This window comes from Bacillus sp. FSL R5-0659 (genome assembly GCF_038008785.1).
Lineage (GTDB): Bacteria > Bacillota > Bacilli > Bacillales > Bacillaceae > Bacillus > Bacillus safensis.
Map to the genome: position 1 here is coordinate 1 of NZ_JBBOZU010000001.1, position 20,186 is coordinate 20,186.

General features: G+C 43.5%; 11 protein-coding genes, 2 tRNA genes and 3 rRNA genes. 14 read left to right on the top strand and 2 right to left on the bottom strand.

The window, feature by feature from the left end; all coding sequences use genetic code 11:
• From dnaA to rrf, 12 genes are all read left to right on the top strand, one after another.
• Nucleotides 1-1,341: a chromosomal replication initiator protein DnaA gene (gene dnaA, locus NSQ72_RS00005; protein ID WP_024424073.1), complete on the top strand. Its 1,341-nt coding sequence runs from the start codon at nt 1-3 to the stop codon at nt 1,339-1,341.
• A gap of 196 nt (nt 1,342-1,537) precedes the next feature.
• The gene (gene dnaN, locus NSQ72_RS00010) at nt 1,538-2,674 is read left to right on the top strand and encodes a DNA polymerase III subunit beta (RefSeq protein ID WP_039175825.1); all 1,137 of its coding nucleotides are present in this window, start codon (nt 1,538-1,540) and stop codon (nt 2,672-2,674) included.
• A gap of 150 nt (nt 2,675-2,824) precedes the next feature.
• Nucleotides 2,825-3,040, top strand: coding sequence for a S4 domain-containing protein YaaA (gene yaaA / locus NSQ72_RS00015; RefSeq protein WP_008360916.1), 216 nt, complete (start codon nt 2,825-2,827; stop codon nt 3,038-3,040).
• 16 nt (nt 3,041-3,056) lie between these two features.
• Complete coding sequence (gene recF / locus NSQ72_RS00020; RefSeq protein ID WP_024424075.1) at nt 3,057-4,169, top strand: DNA replication/repair protein RecF; 1,113 nt, start codon at nt 3,057-3,059, stop codon at nt 4,167-4,169.
• Between the two features lie 17 nt (nt 4,170-4,186).
• Nucleotides 4,187-4,432, top strand: coding sequence for an extracellular matrix regulator RemB (remB, locus tag NSQ72_RS00025; RefSeq protein WP_039175827.1), 246 nt, complete (start codon nt 4,187-4,189; stop codon nt 4,430-4,432).
• A gap of 57 nt (nt 4,433-4,489) precedes the next feature.
• Complete coding sequence (gene gyrB, locus NSQ72_RS00030; RefSeq protein ID WP_024424077.1) at nt 4,490-6,406, top strand: DNA topoisomerase (ATP-hydrolyzing) subunit B; 1,917 nt, start codon at nt 4,490-4,492, stop codon at nt 6,404-6,406.
• Between the two features lie 232 nt (nt 6,407-6,638).
• On the top strand, nt 6,639-9,143 hold the full coding sequence (gene gyrA / locus NSQ72_RS00035) for a DNA gyrase subunit A (protein WP_039175829.1): 2,505 nt from the start codon (nt 6,639-6,641) through the stop codon (nt 9,141-9,143).
• A gap of 366 nt (nt 9,144-9,509) precedes the next feature.
• Nucleotides 9,510-11,058, top strand: a 16S ribosomal RNA gene (locus tag NSQ72_RS00040).
• Nucleotides 11,059-11,153: 95 nt separating this feature from the next.
• A tRNA-Ile gene (locus tag NSQ72_RS00045) sits at nt 11,154-11,230 on the top strand.
• 14 nt (nt 11,231-11,244) lie between these two features.
• Nucleotides 11,245-11,320 (top strand) — tRNA-Ala (locus NSQ72_RS00050).
• 98 nt (nt 11,321-11,418) lie between these two features.
• Nucleotides 11,419-14,349 (top strand): 23S ribosomal RNA (locus NSQ72_RS00055).
• 61 nt (nt 14,350-14,410) lie between these two features.
• Nucleotides 14,411-14,526, top strand: a 5S ribosomal RNA gene (gene rrf, locus NSQ72_RS00060).
• Together the 16S, 23S and 5S rRNA genes with 2 tRNA genes alongside form the textbook arrangement of a ribosomal RNA operon.
• A gap of 11 nt (nt 14,527-14,537) precedes the next feature.
• Here rrf and NSQ72_RS00065 read toward each other — a convergent pair.
• Nucleotides 14,538-15,506, bottom strand: a complete 969-nt coding sequence (locus NSQ72_RS00065; RefSeq protein ID WP_059375797.1) for a YaaC family protein — start codon at nt 15,504-15,506, stop codon at nt 14,538-14,540.
• Between the two features lie 121 nt (nt 15,507-15,627).
• On the opposite strand from NSQ72_RS00065, the gene guaB reads away from it, so the two are divergent.
• Together guaB and NSQ72_RS00075 are read left to right on the top strand one after the other, a co-directional pair.
• On the top strand, nt 15,628-17,094 hold the full coding sequence (guaB, locus tag NSQ72_RS00070; protein ID WP_024426749.1) for an IMP dehydrogenase: 1,467 nt from the start codon (nt 15,628-15,630) through the stop codon (nt 17,092-17,094).
• A gap of 160 nt (nt 17,095-17,254) precedes the next feature.
• Nucleotides 17,255-18,580: a D-alanyl-D-alanine carboxypeptidase family protein gene (locus tag NSQ72_RS00075; protein ID WP_039175836.1), complete on the top strand. Its 1,326-nt coding sequence runs from the start codon at nt 17,255-17,257 to the stop codon at nt 18,578-18,580.
• 43 nt (nt 18,581-18,623) lie between these two features.
• On the opposite strand, the gene pdxR is transcribed toward NSQ72_RS00075, so the two are convergent.
• A complete protein-coding gene (gene pdxR, locus NSQ72_RS00080) occupies nt 18,624-20,102 on the bottom strand; it encodes a MocR-like pyridoxine biosynthesis transcription factor PdxR (protein ID WP_039175838.1) in 1,479 nt (492 codons plus the stop codon).
• Between the last annotated feature and the right edge of the window lie 84 nt (nt 20,103-20,186).

Genomic DNA, 20,186 nt, shown 5'->3' on the forward strand with positions numbered 1-20,186 from the left:
ATGGAAAATATTTTGGATCTGTGGAATAAAGCACTTCAGAAAATAGAGACAAAATTGAGCAAACCCAGTTTTGAGACATGGATGAAATCGACAAAAGCCCATTCTCTTCAGGGAGATACGCTTACAATTACGGCACCAAATGAATTTGCTAGAGATTGGCTCGAGTCAAGATATCTTCACTTAATTGCTGATACCATCTATGAACTAACAGGTGAAGAGCTCAGCATTAAATTTATTATTCCTCAAAATCAGGACGAAGAGGAAGCCATGCCAAAGTCTCCAATCAAAAAAATGTCTAAAGAAGAGCCCGTTGACATTCCACAAAATATGCTGAATCCAAAATATACATTTGATACTTTTGTTATTGGTTCAGGCAACCGTTTTGCTCATGCCGCTTCACTTGCAGTCGCGGAAGCACCAGCAAAAGCATATAACCCGCTTTTTATTTATGGGGGCGTTGGTTTAGGAAAGACTCACTTGATGCATGCGATTGGTCATTATGTGATCGACCATAATCCATCAGCCAAAGTGGTCTATCTATCATCTGAAAAATTTACTAATGAATTTATCAACTCAATCCGAGATAACAAAGCTGTCGACTTCCGTAACCGTTATCGGAATGTAGACGTGCTTTTGATAGATGATATTCAATTTTTAGCAGGAAAAGAACAAACTCAAGAAGAGTTTTTCCATACATTCAACACACTTCACGAAGAAAGTAAGCAAATCGTCATTTCTAGTGATCGGCCTCCGAAAGAAATTCCGACACTTGAAGACAGATTGCGCTCTCGATTTGAATGGGGCTTAATTACAGACATTACCCCGCCAGATCTAGAAACACGTATCGCAATTCTGCGCAAAAAAGCAAAAGCAGAAGGCTTAGATATTCCAAATGAAGTCATGCTTTATATTGCCAATCAAATCGACAGCAATATTCGTGAGCTGGAGGGTGCTTTAATTCGTGTCGTTGCTTACTCATCTTTAATTAATAAAGACATTAATGCAGATCTAGCAGCTGAGGCACTAAAGGACATCATTCCTTCATCGAAGCCAAAGGTCATTACAATTAAAGATATTCAAAGAATCGTAGGGCAGCAATTTAATATTCGATTAGAGGATTTCAAAGCGAAGAAACGTACGAAGTCAGTTGCTTACCCAAGACAAATTGCCATGTACCTCTCTAGAGAAATGACCGATTCCTCTCTGCCTAAAATCGGAGAAGAATTTGGCGGTCGTGATCATACGACTGTCATTCATGCTCATGAGAAGATTTCGAAATTAATCGTTGAAGATGAACAGCTTCAGCAGCATGTCAAAGAGATCAAAGAACAATTAAAATAACCAAGCTGATATAATGAGTACGGGAAAATGTGAATAACTAGAGCATAGTCATACACAGTCTGTCCACATGTGGATAGGCTGTCTTTCCTTTCTTTTTCTCGACTTATCCACATATTCACAAGCCCTACTATTACTTCTACGATTTTTATTAATAAAATATATATACATGTCATTAAGAAAATTTAGGAGGACCACTATGAAATTCACGATTCAAAAAGATCGTCTTGTCCAAAGTGTCCAAGATGTATTAAAGGCCGTATCCTCTAGAACAACGATTCCTATTTTGACAGGGATTAAAATTGTTGCGTCTGATGAAGGGGTTTCTCTAACAGGAAGCGATTCTGATATCTCAATTGAATCTTTCATTCCTCAAAGAGATGGAGATTTAGAGGTTATCACCATTGATCGTCCGGGAAGTATTGTGCTTCAAGCCCGTTTCTTTAGTGAAATTGTAAAGAAACTGCCTATGGCTACTGTCGAAATTGAAGTAGAACAAAATCATCTGACCATCATCCGCTCTGGTTCAGCAGAATTTAACTTAAACGGCTTAGATGCTGAAGAATATCCGCACCTTCCACAAATTGAAGAGCATCATGCATTTCAAATTCCGACAGATCTGCTTAAAAACTTGATTCGTCAAACTGTTTTTGCAGTGTCCACCTCAGAAACACGACCTATCTTGACAGGTGTAAACTGGAAAGTTGAAAAAGGTGAATTAATATGCACGGCGACGGATAGCCACCGTCTTGCTTTAAGAAAAGCGAAGTTAGATATTAACGAGGAAAGTTCGTATAATGTCGTGATTCCTGGGAAGAGTTTAACAGAGCTAAGTAAAATTCTTGATGATGGACAAGATCTTGTGAGCATCGTCATTACAGAAACACAAGTTCTTTTTAAAGCACAAAACGTCCTGTTCTTCTCAAGATTGCTGGATGGTAATTATCCAGATACAGCTCGTCTGATCCCGCAAGAAAGTAAAACGGATGTCGTGGTCAACACGAAAGAGTTCCTTCAAGCCATTGATCGTGCATCACTTTTGGCAAGAGAAGGACGTAATAATGTCGTGAAACTATCAGCTGATCCTGAACAAAGCCTTGAAATCTCTTCTAATTCGCCTGAGATCGGTAAAGTGGTGGAGACGGTTCAAGCAGATGATATTAAAGGGGAAGATCTTAAAATCTCCTTCAGTCCAAAATATATGCTGGATGCGTTAAAAGTATTAGAGGGAACCGATATTCATGTAAGCTTCACTGGTGCAATGAGACCGTTCCTCCTACGTACGCCGAATGATGATTCTATCCTGCAATTGATTCTTCCGGTAAGAACGTATTAATTCAATCTAAAATGGCTGCTGTGTGAGTGCACAGCAGCTTTTCTTCTCGTTTTCCATGCTTTCTTTCATCCCAGTTCGCTTTCCCCCTTTCCTTCTTGTCTTGTTTTTTAGTACAATTAGATATTAGTGATATTGAAAGAGGTCGATACAATGCCTAATCTTATAACCATTGAAACAGAAATGATTACATTAGGGCAGTTTTTGAAATTAGCCGAAGTCATCCAATCTGGCGGAATGGCGAAATGGTTTTTAAGTGAACATGAGGTGTTCATTAATCAAGAGCCAGATAATAGACGGGGACGCAAACTATACCCAGGAGATGTTGTCGAGATAGAAGGTTACGGCACATTTCAAGTTGTGAATTAGAAACGGGTGACAATACATGTACATTCAAAGTCTGGCGTTAACTTCATACCGAAATTATGAACACACCGAGCTTCAATTCGACAATAAGGTGAATGTCATGATCGGTGAGAATGCCCAAGGTAAAACGAACTTGATGGAAGCGATCTATGTATTGTCGATGGCAAAGTCTCATCGTACGTCAAATGATAAAGAACTTATCCGATGGGACCAAGACTATGCTAAAATAGAAGGTAGAGTCATTAAAAAAAATGGTCCACTCCCAATGCAGCTCGTAATCTCAAAAAAAGGGAAAAAGGGTAAGGTCAATCACATTGAACAACAGAAGCTCAGTCATTATGTTGGTGCGTTAAACACCATCATGTTTGCGCCAGAGGACTTAAGTCTTGTGAAGGGCAGCCCGCAAATCCGCAGAAGATTTCTCGACATGGAGATTGGACAAGTTTCTGCTGTCTACTTGCATGATTTATCGCTCTATCAAAAAATCCTCTCTCAGCGTAATCATTACTTGAAACAATTGCAGACAAGAAAGCAAACGGATCAAGCGATGCTGGAGATTTTAACAGAGCAGTTGATTGATGCGGCAGCGAAAGTTGTCAAAAGACGACTGACTTTTACGAAACAGCTCGAAAAATGGGCGCAGCCGCTGCATTTTGGGATTTCTAGAGAGCTAGAAACACTCACGCTCCAATACCAGACGGCAATAGAGGTATCAGAAGCGTCAGACTTGTCGAAAATAAAGAATAGCTATGAAGAATCGTTTCAGAAACTAAGAGAGAGAGAAATAGACCGAGGGGTGACACTGTGGGGACCTCACAGAGATGACCTGCTTTTCTTTGTAAATGGTCGGGATGTTCAGACATATGGCTCTCAAGGGCAGCAAAGAACAACAGCTCTTTCACTAAAGCTGGCAGAAATTGATCTGATACATGAAGAAATCGGAGAATATCCTATTCTTCTACTTGATGATGTGTTATCTGAACTTGATGATTACAGACAGTCTCATTTGCTCCATACCATTCAAGGACGTGTCCAGACCTTCGTCACTACAACAAGTGTTGAAGGTATCGATCACGCCACCTTGAAAGAAGCGGAAATTTTCAGAGTAGCCAGTGGAAAAGTAATTGACTGATAAATGAGGTGTGAGTCTTGTATATTCATTTAGGTGATGATTGTGTTGTTTCTACACGAGAGATTGTCGCAATTGTTGATTACAAAATGAGGTCGTCTTCTGTTGTAGAAGAGTTTCTACAAAAACAAGAGAAACAGATCATTTCGTTATCCCAAGGGACACCCAAATCCATTGTCGTCACAACTGAATCTGTTTATTACTCTCCTCTTTCCTCAAGCACGCTCAAAAAACGTGCTTCGTTTGTGATTGAAATTGAAGTCTAAAAGCTCAATTCATATAAATATATCGTTTAAGAAAAGTGTAGGTGAATGTACGTGGCAATGGAACAGCAACATAATAGTTATGATGAAAATCAGATACAGGTGCTTGAAGGACTAGAAGCTGTTAGAAAACGTCCAGGAATGTACATTGGGTCAACCAATGCAAAAGGACTTCACCATCTTGTATGGGAAATTGTCGACAACAGTATTGATGAAGCATTAGCTGGTTATTGTACAGACATTACAGTGCAAATTGAAAAAGATAACAGCATTACAGTAAAAGATAATGGCCGCGGGATTCCTGTTGGGATTCATGAGAAAATGGGGCGTCCTGCCGTAGAGGTCATTATGACTGTTCTTCACGCTGGTGGTAAATTCGACGGCAGCGGTTATAAAGTATCAGGCGGTCTGCATGGTGTAGGGGCATCTGTTGTAAATGCATTATCTACTACTTTAGACGTGACTGTATACCGTGACGGAAAAATTCATTATCAGCAGTTCAAACGCGGCGTTCCAGTGGGAGATTTAGAGGTTATTGGTGAAACAGATGTAACCGGGACAACCACTCACTTTGTGCCAGATCCAGAAATTTTCACGGAAACCATTGAATTTGATTACGATACACTTGCCAACCGTGTTCGTGAGTTGGCTTTCTTAACAAAAGGTGTAAACATCATCATTGAAGACTTGCGTGAAGGCAAAGAGCGGAGAAATGAATACTGCTACGAAGGCGGTATTAAGAGTTATGTAGAACATTTAAACCGCTCAAAAGAAGTTGTTCACGAAGAACCTGTTTATATCGAAGGTGAGAAAGACGGAATCACGGTTGAAGTGGCATTACAATACAACGATTCCTATACAAGCAATATCTATTCCTTCGCCAACAATATCAACACGTATGAAGGCGGAACACACGAAGCTGGCTTTAAAACCGGTCTAACGCGTGTCATCAATGATTATGCTCGTAAAAATGGCGTATTCAAAGATGGGGATGCGAATTTGAGCGGTGAAGATGTGCGAGAAGGCTTAACAGCCATTATCTCCATCAAACATCCAGACCCTCAATTCGAAGGACAAACGAAGACAAAGCTTGGGAACTCAGAAGCGAGAACCATTACTGACTCCCTTTTCTCAGAAGCACTAGAGAAATTCTTGCTTGAAAATCCTGATTCTGCGAAGAAAATTGTGGAAAAGGGACTGATGGCGGCTCGTGCAAGAATGGCGGCCAAAAAGGCTCGTGAGCTGACAAGACGTAAAAGTGCGCTGGAAGTCTCCAGCTTACCTGGGAAACTTGCGGACTGTTCTTCAAAAGATCCATCCATCTCTGAGCTCTATATTGTAGAGGGAGATTCTGCGGGCGGATCTGCTAAGCAAGGCCGTGATCGTCACTTCCAAGCGATTTTACCGTTAAGAGGGAAAATCCTAAACGTAGAAAAAGCTCGTCTAGATAAAATTTTATCGAACAACGAGGTTCGTTCAATGATTACAGCGTTAGGAACTGGAATCGGAGAAGACTTTACTTTAGAGAAAGCACGCTATCACAAAATTGTGATCATGACAGATGCCGATGTGGATGGAGCACATATTCGAACGCTGCTCTTAACATTCTTCTATCGCTACATGCGTGAAATTATTGAAAACGGTTATGTGTATATTGCGCAGCCGCCTTTATATAAAGTGCAGCAAGGAAAACGTGTGGAGTACGTGTATAACGATAAACAGCTGGATGAGCTGTTAAAATCACTTCCTCAAACACCAAAGCCTGGACTTCAGCGTTATAAAGGTCTTGGAGAAATGAATGCTGCTCAGCTTTGGGAAACAACAATGGACCCTGATGCGAGAACACTTCTTCAAGTCACACTTGAGGATGCGATCGATGCTGATGAGACATTTGAAATGCTGATGGGAGATAAAGTAGAGCCGAGACGAAACTTTATCGAAGAAAATGCACAATACGTGAAAAACCTTGATATTTAGATAGATCCCTCCTGAGAACAACCTTATTTCTTGTTTGGAATAAGGTTGTTTTTCAAGAAATAGGGGCGTGTAACGAATGTCCTGGTTTTCCGTGTTTTCGTTGATTTTCTAGTAAATAAATGTGTATAAAGCCGAGATTATTGATATAATGGAGAATAGTCTTGTGAAGATAAATACATATTTTACTCCCACATAATTTATTTCATGTGATACGTAAAGGGAGGTTCTTATAGTGAGTGAACAACATACACCAAATGTACGCGAAGTAAATATTAGTCAAGAAATGCGTACGTCCTTTTTAGATTATGCAATGAGTGTTATTGTTTCGCGTGCATTACCAGATGTGCGAGATGGATTGAAGCCCGTGCATCGAAGAATTTTGTATGCGATGAATGACCTAGGTATGACAAGTGATAAACCATTTAAGAAATCTGCACGTATCGTTGGGGAAGTTATCGGTAAGTACCACCCTCACGGTGACAGCGCTGTATACGAAGCGATGGTTCGGATGGCGCAAGATTTCAACTATCGTAATATGCTGGTTGAAGGTCATGGAAACTTTGGTTCTGTCGATGGAGACGGTGCAGCGGCAATGCGTTATACTGAGGCGCGTCTATCTAAAATTTCAATGGAAATCCTGCGTGATATCACCAAGGATACGATTGATTATCAAGATAACTACGATGGCAGTGAAAGAGAACCAATTGTCATGCCAGCTCGATTCCCGAACTTATTAGTCAACGGGGCAACAGGTATCGCTGTAGGGATGGCCACCAACATTCCCCCTCACCAGCTAGGTGAAGTGATTGATGGGGTACTTGCGATTAGTCAAAACCCAGAAATGACAACACAGGAACTAATGGAGATCATTCCAGGACCAGATTTCCCAACTGCGGGACAAATCATAGGCCGAAGCGGAATTCGCAAAGCATATGAAACAGGCCGGGGCTCTATTACATTACGTGCAAATTCTATTATCGAAGAAACATCCAGCGGTAAGCAGCGGATTGTCATCAATGAAATTCCATATCAGGTCAACAAAGCCCGTTTGATCGAAAAAATCGCTGATCTCGTGCGCGATAAAAAGATTGATGGCATTACAGATCTGCGTGACGAGTCTGATCGTAATGGAATGCGGATTGTGATTGAACTGCGAAGAGACGCGAACGCCCACGTTCTATTAAACAATCTTTATAAACAAACGACACTCCAAACGTCATTTGGGATCAACTTATTGGCACTAGTTGATGGACAGCCGAAAGTCTTGTCCCTCAAACAATGTCTTGAATATTATCTAGAGCATCAAAAAGTGATCATTCGCAGAAGAACAGCATATGAACTTCGTAAAGCTGAAGCAAGAGCTCATATTCTAGAAGGTTTGAGAATCGCTCTTGACCATTTAGATGAAGTCATTGCATTAATTAGAAGCTCTCAAACTGCTGAAATTGCGAGAAATGGCTTAATGGAGAACTATAGCTTGTCCGAAAAACAAGCACAGGCCATTCTTGATATGCGTCTTCAGCGCTTAACTGGTTTGGAAAGAGAAAAGATAGAAGAAGAATACAAAGGACTTGTTGATTTGATTGCTGAGTTGAAAGCCATTTTAGCAGACAATGAGAAAGTTCTTGAAATCATTAGAGAAGAATTAACAGAAATCAAAGAACGTTTCAATGATACGCGCCGTACTGAAATTGTGACGGCAGGTATTGAAACAATTGAAGACGAAGATTTGATCCCTGTTGAGAATATTGTGATTACGCTGACTCATAATGGTTATATCAAGCGTCTGCCTGCATCAACATACCGCAGCCAAAAAAGAGGCGGTAAAGGTGTTCAGGGCATGGGAACCAATGAGGATGATTTCGTAGAACAGCTGATTTCAACATCTACCCATGATACGATCCTCTTCTTCTCTAATAAAGGGAAGGTCTATCGTGCGAAGGGATATGAAATTCCTGAATTCGGACGAACGGCGAAAGGGATTCCGATTATTAACCTGCTTGAAGTAGAAAAGGGAGAGTGGATTAATGCCATTATTCCAGTAAGCGAATTTGATGAAGATTCGTATCTCTTCTTTACAACAAGACACGGCGTATCAAAACGAACATCATTATCTCAGTTTGCCAACATTCGAAACAATGGACTTATCGCATTAAGTCTTCGTGACGAAGATGAACTGATGGCTGTCCGTTTAACCAATGGAGAAAAACAAATCATCATTGGTACGAAAAAAGGTATGCTGATTCGTTTTGACGAGACAGACGTTCGTGAAATGGGACGTACGGCAGCTGGCGTGAAAGGAATTACGCTTTCAGAGGATGACATCGTCGTTGGGATGGAAATCCTTGAGCCAGATGCAAACGTATTGATCGTAACCGAAAAAGGATATGGTAAGTTAACACCTGAAAAAGAATACCGTGTTCAAAGCCGGGGCGGTAAAGGTCTTAAAACATGTAAAATCACTGATAACAATGGTCCGCTTGTCGCAGTGAAGGCAACAAATGCTGAAGCTGAAGAGGACTTGATGATTATTACAGGAAGCGGCGTGATCATTCGTATGGCCGTTTCAGACATTTCAACAACAGGTCGAGTCACTCAAGGTGTCCGCCTGATTCGTCTTGGTGATGATGAACATGTCGCTACAGTGGCATTAGTTGAACAATCACAAGAAGATGATGAAGAGAATAGTGAAGAAAACGTAGAAACTATAGAGTCAGATCAAGAGCAATCTGAGTAAAAATAAAGCCGGTTCTTCACCGGCTTTATTTTTTTCTAAAAAAACATGAGTTTTTTTGAAATTTATAATGCTTTTTTCATAGATATGTGTTAATCTTTCAAAGGAGCAAAAAGAGGCTCTATTTTTTATCTCTTTTACAGTGGAAACTTCTTAAAAAAATAAAATGTTTTTTAAGAAAAATGTTGACTGTTGGTAGAGATATATGATATATTTAAGTGGTCGCTTTGAGAGAGTGACACACAAGTTCTTTGAAAACTAAACAAGACAAAACGTACCTGTTAATTCGAGTTTTTATAAAAAAATCCTATGATACTTCATAGGTAGTCAGTCAAACGCTGACGAAAAACAAAACTTCGGTTTTGTACTTTTTCGGAGAGTTTGATCCTGGCTCAGGACGAACGCTGGCGGCGTGCCTAATACATGCAAGTCGAGCGGACAGAAGGGAGCTTGCTCCCGGATGTTAGCGGCGGACGGGTGAGTAACACGTGGGTAACCTGCCTGTAAGACTGGGATAACTCCGGGAAACCGGAGCTAATACCGGATAGTTCCTTGAACCGCATGGTTCAAGGATGAAAGACGGTTTCGGCTGTCACTTACAGATGGACCCGCGGCGCATTAGCTAGTTGGTGGGGTAATGGCTCACCAAGGCGACGATGCGTAGCCGACCTGAGAGGGTGATCGGCCACACTGGGACTGAGACACGGCCCAGACTCCTACGGGAGGCAGCAGTAGGGAATCTTCCGCAATGGACGAAAGTCTGACGGAGCAACGCCGCGTGAGTGATGAAGGTTTTCGGATCGTAAAGCTCTGTTGTTAGGGAAGAACAAGTGCGAGAGTAACTGCTCGCACCTTGACGGTACCTAACCAGAAAGCCACGGCTAACTACGTGCCAGCAGCCGCGGTAATACGTAGGTGGCAAGCGTTGTCCGGAATTATTGGGCGTAAAGGGCTCGCAGGCGGTTTCTTAAGTCTGATGTGAAAGCCCCCGGCTCAACCGGGGAGGGTCATTGGAAACTGGGAAACTTGAGTGCAGAAGAGGAGAGTGGAATTCCACGTGTAGCGGTGAAATGCGTAGAGATGTGGAGGAACACCAGTGGCGAAGGCGACTCTCTGGTCTGTAACTGACGCTGAGGAGCGAAAGCGTGGGGAGCGAACAGGATTAGATACCCTGGTAGTCCACGCCGTAAACGATGAGTGCTAAGTGTTAGGGGGTTTCCGCCCCTTAGTGCTGCAGCTAACGCATTAAGCACTCCGCCTGGGGAGTACGGTCGCAAGACTGAAACTCAAAGGAATTGACGGGGGCCCGCACAAGCGGTGGAGCATGTGGTTTAATTCGAAGCAACGCGAAGAACCTTACCAGGTCTTGACATCCTCTGACAACCCTAGAGATAGGGCTTTCCCTTCGGGGACAGAGTGACAGGTGGTGCATGGTTGTCGTCAGCTCGTGTCGTGAGATGTTGGGTTAAGTCCCGCAACGAGCGCAACCCTTGATCTTAGTTGCCAGCATTCAGTTGGGCACTCTAAGGTGACTGCCGGTGACAAACCGGAGGAAGGTGGGGATGACGTCAAATCATCATGCCCCTTATGACCTGGGCTACACACGTGCTACAATGGACAGAACAAAGGGCTGCAAGACCGCAAGGTTTAGCCAATCCCATAAATCTGTTCTCAGTTCGGATCGCAGTCTGCAACTCGACTGCGTGAAGCTGGAATCGCTAGTAATCGCGGATCAGCATGCCGCGGTGAATACGTTCCCGGGCCTTGTACACACCGCCCGTCACACCACGAGAGTTTGCAACACCCGAAGTCGGTGAGGTAACCTTTATGGAGCCAGCCGCCGAAGGTGGGGCAGATGATTGGGGTGAAGTCGTAACAAGGTAGCCGTATCGGAAGGTGCGGCTGGATCACCTCCTTTCTAAGGATATATGGAGCAGCGTGCGTTTTCGTCTTGTTTAGTTTTGAAGGAACTTGCAAAAGATCCTACAACATCATATCTTCGATATGAAAGATGGGCCTGTAGCTCAGCTGGTTAGAGCGCACGCCTGATAAGCGTGAGGTCGGTGGTTCGAGTCCACTCAGGCCCACCATCTTCTATTAAATCGGGGCCTTAGCTCAGCTGGGAGAGCGCCTGCCTTGCACGCAGGAGGTCAGCGGTTCGATCCCGCTAGGCTCCACCAACGTGTTCTTTGAAAACTAGATAACAATAAGTAATACATTCACATTGAATGCAATGCAAAGTTCATCACACATAGTGATTCTTTCTAAAGTAAGAAATGGTTAAGTTAGAAAGGGCGCACGGTGGATGCCTTGGCACTAGGAGCCGATGAAGGACGGGACGAACACCGATATGCTTCGGGGAGCTGTAAGCAAGCTTTGATCCGGAGATTTCCGAATGGGGAAACCCACTGCTCGTAATGGAGTAGTATCCATACTTGAATACATAGAGTATGAGAAGGCATACCCGGGGAACTGAAACATCTAAGTACCCGGAGGAAGAGAAAGCAAATGCGATTCCCTGAGTAGCGGCGAGCGAAACGGGAACAGCCCAAACCAAGAGGCTTGCCTCTTGGGGTTGTAGGACACTCTATACGGAGTTACAAAGGAACGATATAAGCGAAGAGGTCTGGAAAGGCCCGCCAAAGAAGGTAACAGCCCTGTAACTGAAATGTTGTTCTCTCCAGAGTGGATCCTGAGTACGGCGGAACACGTGAAATTCCGTCGGAATCCGGGAGGACCATCTCCCAAGGCTAAATACTCCCTAGTGACCGATAGTGAACCAGTACCGTGAGGGAAAGGTGAAAAGCACCCCGGAAGGGGAGTGAAATAGATCCTGAAACCGTGTGCCTACAAGTAGTCAGAGCCCGTTAACGGGTGATGGCGTGCCTTTTGTAGAATGAACCGGCGAGTTACGATCCCGTGCAAGGTTAAGCAGAAGATGCGGAGCCGCAGCGAAAGCGAGTCTGAATAGGGCGCATGAGTACGTGGTCGTAGACCCGAAACCAGGTGATCTACCCATGTCCAGGGTGAAGTTCAGGTAACACTGAATGGAGGCCCGAACCCACGCACGTTGAAAAGTGCGGGGATGAGGTGTGGGTAGGGGTGAAATGCCAATCGAACCTGGAGATAGCTGGTTCTCTCCGAAATAGCTTTAGGGCTAGCCTCAAGGTAAGAGTCTCGGAGGTAGAGCACTGATTGGACTAGGGGCCCCTACCGGGTTACCGAATTCAGTCAAACTCCGAATGCCGATGACTTATCCTTGGGAGTCAGACTGCGAGTGATAAGATCCGTAGTCGAAAGGGAAACAGCCCAGACCGCCAGCTAAGGTCCCAAAGTATACGTTAAGTGGAAAAGGATGTGGAGTTGCTTAGACAACCAGGATGTTGGCTTAGAAGCAGCCACCATTTAAAGAGTGCGTAATAGCTCACTGGTCGAGTGACTCTGCGCCGAAAATGTACCGGGGCTAAACGTATCACCGAAGCTGCGGACTGTTCTTACGAACAGTGGTAGGAGAGCGTTCTAAGGGCTGTGAAGCCAGACCGGAAGGACTGGTGGAGCGCTTAGAAGTGAGAATGCCGGTATGAGTAGCGAAAGACGGGTGAGAATCCCGTCCACCGAATGCCTAAGGTTTCCTGAGGAAGGCTCGTCCGCTCAGGGTTAGTCGGGACCTAAGCCGAGGCCGAAAGGCGTAGGCGATGGACAACAGGTTGATATTCCTGTACCACCTCCTCACCATTTGAGCAATGGGGGGACGCAGGAGGATAGGGTAAGCGCGGTATTGGATATCCGCGTCCAAGCAGTTAGGCTGGGAAATAGGCAAATCCGTTTCCCGTAAAGGCTGAGCTGTGATGGCGAGCGAAATTTAGTAGCGAAGTTCCTGATTCCACACTGCCAAGAAAAGCCTCTAGCGAGGTGAGAGGTGCCCGTACCGCAAACCGACACAGGTAGGCGAGGAGAGAATCCTAAGGTGATCGAGAGAACTCTCGTTAAGGAACTCGGCAAAATGACCCCGTAACTTCGGGAGAAGGGGTGCTTCTTAGGGTGTTAAAGCCCCGAGAAGCCGCAGTGAATAGGCCCAGGCGACTGTTTAGCAAAAACACAGGTCTCTGCGAAGCCGTAAGGCGAAGTATAGGGGCTGACGCCTGCCCGGTGCTGGAAGGTTAAGAGGAGCGCTTAGCGTAAGCGAAGGTGCGAATTGAAGCCCCAGTAAACGGCGGCCGTAACTATAACGGTCCTAAGGTAGCGAAATTCCTTGTCGGGTAAGTTCCGACCCGCACGAAAGGCGCAACGATCTGGGCACTGTCTCAACGAGAGACTCGGTGAAATTATAGTACCTGTGAAGATGCAGGTTACCCGCGACAGGACGGAAAGACCCCGTGGAGCTTTACTGCAGCCTGATATTGAATGTTGGTACAGCTTGTACAGGATAGGTAGGAGCCTTGGAAACCGGAGCGCTAGCTTCGGTGGAGGCATCGGTGGGATACTACCCTGGCTGTATTGACCTTCTAACCCGCTGCCCTTATCGGGCAGGGAGACAGTGTCAGGTGGGCAGTTTGACTGGGGCGGTCGCCTCCTAAAATGTAACGGAGGCGCCCAAAGGTTCCCTCAGAATGGTTGGAAATCATTCGCAGAGTGTAAAGGCACAAGGGAGCTTGACTGCGAGACCTACAAGTCGAGCAGGGACGAAAGTCGGGCTTAGTGATCCGGTGGTTCCGCATGGAAGGGCCATCGCTCAACGGATAAAAGCTACCCCGGGGATAACAGGCTTATCTCCCCCAAGAGTCCACATCGACGGGGAGGTTTGGCACCTCGATGTCGGCTCATCGCATCCTGGGGCTGTAGTCGGTCCCAAGGGTTGGGCTGTTCGCCCATTAAAGCGGTACGCGAGCTGGGTTCAGAACGTCGTGAGACAGTTCGGTCCCTATCCGTCGCGGGCGCAGGAAATTTGAGAGGAGCTGTCCTTAGTACGAGAGGACCGGGATGGACGCACCGCTGGTGTACCAGTTGTTCTGCCAAGGGCATCGCTGGGTAGCTATGTGCGGACGGGATAAGTGCTGAAAGCATCTAAGCATGAAGCCCCCCTCAAGATGAGATTTCCCATTCCGCAAGGAAGTAAGATCCCTGAAAGATGATCAGGTTGATAGGTCTGAGGTGGAAGCGTGGTGACACGTGGAGCTGACAGATACTAATAGATCGAGGACTTAACCTATATTCTATTGTGAAGCATGAACATTGTTATCTAGTTTTGAGAGAACATTCTCTCCATCAGGTTTGGTGGCGATAGCGAAGAGGTCACACCCGTTCCCATACCGAACACGGAAGTTAAGCTCTTCAGCGCCGATGGTAGTTGGGGGTTTCCCCCTGTGAGAGTAGGACGCCGCCAAGCTTCTATCAGGATCAGTTCCATTTGGAACTGGTCTTTTTTGTTTTTTCTTCTAACAGCATCATGATGTAAGCTGGGAACTTCTCTTCTGCAATCTCCATGTAGCGTTCAATCATGACGTAATCATCACTAATGTATTGAGACAGCAGCTCGTACCACCATTCTGTTTCGTAGCGGGCAATCATACTAAGGTTATACATCAATAAGTAATGGCTGATGATCTCAGGAATCCCTAGAAAAGCATCCCGTGTTGACGGTATAAACCATTGATCCATTTCTAAATCATAATGAAGATGAGTAGCAAGTGCTGGGTTTTCTTCAAGAAATACATCAAACGTCAATTTCTTAGCCTCTCTCTGTTTGAGTTTCCAGCTTGTATGGAACTCAAAGTATTCAATAAAGCGTTCAGCAGACATGTTATAAAGTAATGGAATATGATCTTGAATCCTCATTCCATTCGCCTTTTCCACTTTAACTAATGTCGCGGGCTGCTTTTGAAACTCAAGAATATGACTCATTTCAGGTATTTTGGACAGGAGATGGATCATTGTAAATCGCTCATCTTCAAGACCCTTTAAATGAAATAGATGCTTTAACACATGCATACATAGCCCGTTTCTTTGGATTTTCACTTCATCTTCGCTAAAGCGGTAATGCTGTTTCTTTCTCTTTCTCGATGTTACGCCATGGGCTAAAACAGAGGTTTGAGAAGGATAATGGGGATCAACTGTCAGCAAACATGCTTTTAGCAGCTGTGCCATTCCATAAAACAATAAAATGGGTTTAAGTTCTAAAGGTGCGATCGCAGCCTGTTCATAAAACGTATGGCCGTGTTTTAGAAAGTAAATAAATCGTTCACAGTTTTTATAGGCTTGCTGATTTGCATCTGGAATGTTCCGTTTCTCATATTGTTGAAATAGAAACTTTTGGGAAGTTTCTAGCGAGTAAAAACGTTTTAAATCCTTCCATCCTGAACTTTTCATCTTCTTCCTCAACTCTCTTTATATTTTCTAAAAATTGCAACTGTTTGTTGCTTCCTTGACATGCTGTTTGCTAGTTGATAATCTACATATAATATTTTGCCGAAAAGAGGGGGATTTACTAATGTGGGAAAGTAAATTTTCAAAAGAAGGTTTGACGTTTGACGATGTTTTGCTTGTTCCAGCAAAGTCTGAAGTACTTCCGCGTGATGTCGATTTATCAGTGGAGCTAACAAGTACATTAAAGCTAAACATTCCAATTATCAGTGCTGGAATGGATACAGTGACGGAATCACAAATGGCGATTGCAATGGCACGTCAAGGTGGTCTTGGTATTATTCATAAGAACATGTCCATTGAACAGCAAGCAGAACAGGTGGATAAAGTAAAACGTTCAGAGCGCGGCGTTATTACAAATCCATTCTTTTTAACACCAGAGCATCAAGTATTTGATGCAGAGCATTTAATGGGTAAATACCGTATTTCAGGTGTGCCGATTGTCAACAACGAACAAGACCAAAAGCTTGTTGGTATTATTACGAACCGTGACCTTCGTTTTATTTCGGATTATTCAATGAAGATTAGCGACGTGATGACAAAAGAGGAACTTGTGACAGCTTCTGTTGGTACAACGTTAGAAGAAGCTGAAAAAATCTTACAGCAATACAAGATTGAAAAATTACCTCTCTTAGATGACGAAGGAACGTTAAAAGGTCTTATCACAATCAAAGATATTGAAAAAGTGATTGAATTCCCTAACTCCTCTAAAGATGCACATGGCCGTTTAATTGTTGGTGCCGCTGTTGGTGTCACTGGCGATACAATGACACGTGTGAAAAAATTAGTCGAAGCCAATGTGGATGTTATTGTCATTGATACAGCACACGGTCATTCTCAAGGTGTTCTAAACACTGTATCGAAAATCCGCGAAACGTATCCTTCTCTTAACATCATTGCTGGTAATGTTGCAACAGCTGAAGCAACAAAAGCATTGTTTGAAGCAGGAGCAGATATTGTGAAAGTCGGTATCGGACCAGGATCTATTTGTACAACACGTGTTGTTGCAGGTGTTGGTGTACCACAAATCACAGCGATCTATGACTGTGCAACAGAAGCAAGAAAACATGGTAAAGCTATTATTGCAGATGGTGGAATTAAATATTCAGGTGATATCGTGAAAGCACTAGCATCTGGCGGACATGCTGTTATGCTGGGAAGCCTTCTAGCTGGTACATCCGAAAGCCCAGGAGAAACAGAAATTTTCCAAGGTAGACGCTTCAAAGTTTATCGTGGTATGGGTTCTGTTGCTGCAATGGAAAAAGGAAGTAAAGATCGTTACTTCCAAGAAGATAATAAAAAGTTCGTTCCTGAAGGAATTGAAGGCCGTACACCATACAAAGGGCCAGTCGTTGACACAGTGTATCAACTAGTTGGCGGTATTCGTTCTGGTATGGGCTATTGTGGAACACAGGATTTACGTACTCTTAGAGAAGAAGCACAGTTCATTCGTATGACGGGTGCAGGACTTCGTGAGAGTCATCCACATGATGTACAAATTACAAAAGAATCACCAAACTACACAATTTCTTGATAAATTGTGACAATCAAATTACATTTGACAGGGTCTATGACTCTGTCTATTTTTTTTGTCTTTATTGTGATAAAATTTATACTGTTGTGTTGAAATAAGCCCTTGTGGATTACATATATATGAAAAACGTCGAAAAAAGATGAATACGGAGGTATGACGATTGAACAGCAAGATGTTGAAACAGCTTATGGTCTCTATCCTTGCATTGGCATTGATTGTTACAGCATTTACACCAATGTCCAAAGCAAAGGCTGCTGAAGATCCATTCAGTGTGAATGCGAAAGCAGCGATCCTTATTGAAGCTTCTACAGGTAAAATTCTTTATAGTAAAAACGCAGATCAAAGACTGCCTATTGCAAGTATGGCAAAAATGATGACCGAGTATCTATTACTAGAGGCGATTGCTGAAGGTAAAGTGAAATGGGATCAAAAGTATACGCCAGATGATTATGTATACGAAATTTCTCAGGACCGTAGTTTATCTAACGTTCCTTTGAGAAAAGATGGATCGTATACAGTAAAAGAACTTTATCAAGCAACGGCTATTTATTCGGCAAATGCAGCAGCGATTGGTTTAGCAGAAGTGATCGCTGGATCAGAATCGAAGTTTGTTGAAAAAATGAACGCAAAAGCAAAAGAACTTGGTTTAACAAACTACAAATTCGTGAATGCAACCGGTCTGGAAAATAAAGACTTACATGGCCAACAGCCAAAAGGTACAGGTCCTGATGAAGAAAGTGAAGTATCGGCAAAAGATATGGCATTGCTTGCACAGCATCTCATCAAAGACCATCCAGAAATTCTTGAAACAGCAAGTATTGCGAAAACGAAGTTCAGAGAAGGCACTGACGATGAAATGGACATGCCTAACTGGAACTTCATGCTTAAAGGACTTGTGAAGGAATATAAAGGTGTAGACGGTCTGAAAACAGGATCAACAGATTCAGCCGGTTCTAGCTTCACAGGTACGGCAAAACAAGGTGACATGCGCGTCATTGCCGTCATCCTAAATGCAAAAGGTAATCTTCATACAGCACGTTTCGACGTGGCGAAAAAACTGTTCGACTATGCGTTTAAAAACTTCACGATGAAAGAAATGTACAAAAAAGGTCAACAAATCAAAGGACATGAAAACATCGCAGTTGATAAAGGCAAAGATAAAGAAGTACCTGTTGTGACGAAAGAAGCATTTTCTGTGCCAGTAAAAAATGGTGACGAAAAGAGCTATAAAGCAAAAGTAAATATCGAGAAAAAGAACCTAGAAGCTCCTATTAAAAAAGGAACGAAGGTTGGCATGCTGACGACTTCTTATTCTGGTGATGAGAAGGACTACGGCTATTTAAATAAAGACCAATCTGGTGTTGAGCTTGTGACGAAAACAGGCGATGAAAAAGCAAACTGGTTCATCCTAGCAATGCGCGGTGTAGGTGGATTCTTCGCTGGCATTTGGGGCGGAATCGTTGACACAGTAAAAGGTTGGTTCTAATAAAAAAAACTGCTCTCTATACATGAGAGCAGTTTTTTTATCGTTAAAAGAAGAGCGATTGCTTCTGATTTTGAGGAGTGGATAAAGCTTGCTGAAAAATATCACATAACTTTTCCACGCCTTCGGTCAGTGCTTTTTCATTCACATAGGAAAAGCTGAGGCGGATATAATTCTGCTTCGGCTCACCAGGGTAGCAGACAGAGCCAGGCAGAAAGGTGATTTGCTGCTTACGTGCCTCATGCAACAGTGCTCGTGTATCGACCCAGGAAGGAAAGCTAAGCCATAAATTGAGCCCGCCCTGTGGAATTTGCCACGTTACATCTTTCGGTGCGTGTTTCGTTAACACATCCATCATCAAATCGCGTCTCACTTTCAAGGCGGTTCTTAGCTTCTTCGTATGATCAATCATTTTCTTCGATGTCAGAAACGGCAATATGGCCTTTTGTGTGAGGAGAGGGCTGCCTAAGTCATTATTGGCCTTTGCAGCTAATAAACGGTTAAATATCGAGCCTGAGGCTGTGATAATCCCGATTCTGCATCCTGGCGCCAGTGTTTTACTTAATCCTCGTAAATAAATGACGTGTCCATCATGATCCAAGCTTTTAATAGGTGCTGGCGGCTTCTTTTCAAAATAAAGCTCACGATAAGGGTCATCTTCTACAATGAGACAATCAATGCTTTGAGCCAGTAAGAGAAGCTGTTTTCTACGCTTCATCGACATACTGGCCCCTGTTGGACTGTGGAAAGTAGGAATCGTATAGATGAGTTTCGGTTTATATTTATCACAAATGCTTTGAAGCTGTTTCATGTTCATCCCTTCATGATCGACAGGGACAGTAATGATTCTTGCTCCTCTGCCCATAAAGACATCAATGGCTCCGGGGTATGTCGGTGCTTCCATGACCACCACATCATCCGGCCCAATAAACGTACGTGCCACCAAATCAAGCCCTTGCTGAGAACCACTTGTTACTAGGATATTTTCAGGTGTAGACGGCACATCCAACTTTTCTAAAAATGATTGAATGACTTGTCGCAGCTGAAGGTCACCTTGTATCTCACCATACTTCGACATGATTTGGGGATGCCTGGCTAGTACATGCTGCATCTCTTTTTCTAAATACCGGTTGGGCAAAAGCCCTGGATCGATCATAGAGGAAGAAAGGTTAATGGCTTCTTCGACATAGTGATACTGAGCGAATTGAGACCGTGGTAAATAATCTGGAATCGACAACTGCCAATCGAAAGAAGTAGATGATGGAACCGGAATCTCTGCCTGCTCTTGCTGCTCATCCACAAAAGTTCCTTTACCTTGCACCGTCTTTAAATATCCGTCATCCTTTAATCGGGTGTATGCCTTTGCTGCCGTGACAAGACTCACATTGAGCTGCTTAGCTAAATCACGGACAGTTGGCAGCTTTTCTCCTTGCTGAAGCAAACCTGATTGAATGTGGTCAATGATTGAAAAGTAAATTTGATTTGAAAGAGATGTATCAGAGTGTCGATGGATATCAATATGCATGAAACCCCTCCATATAATGCAACATTGTTATACATGAATTTTAATTGTTATAGTTGCATTATAGCATGTAAATCACACTTGAAA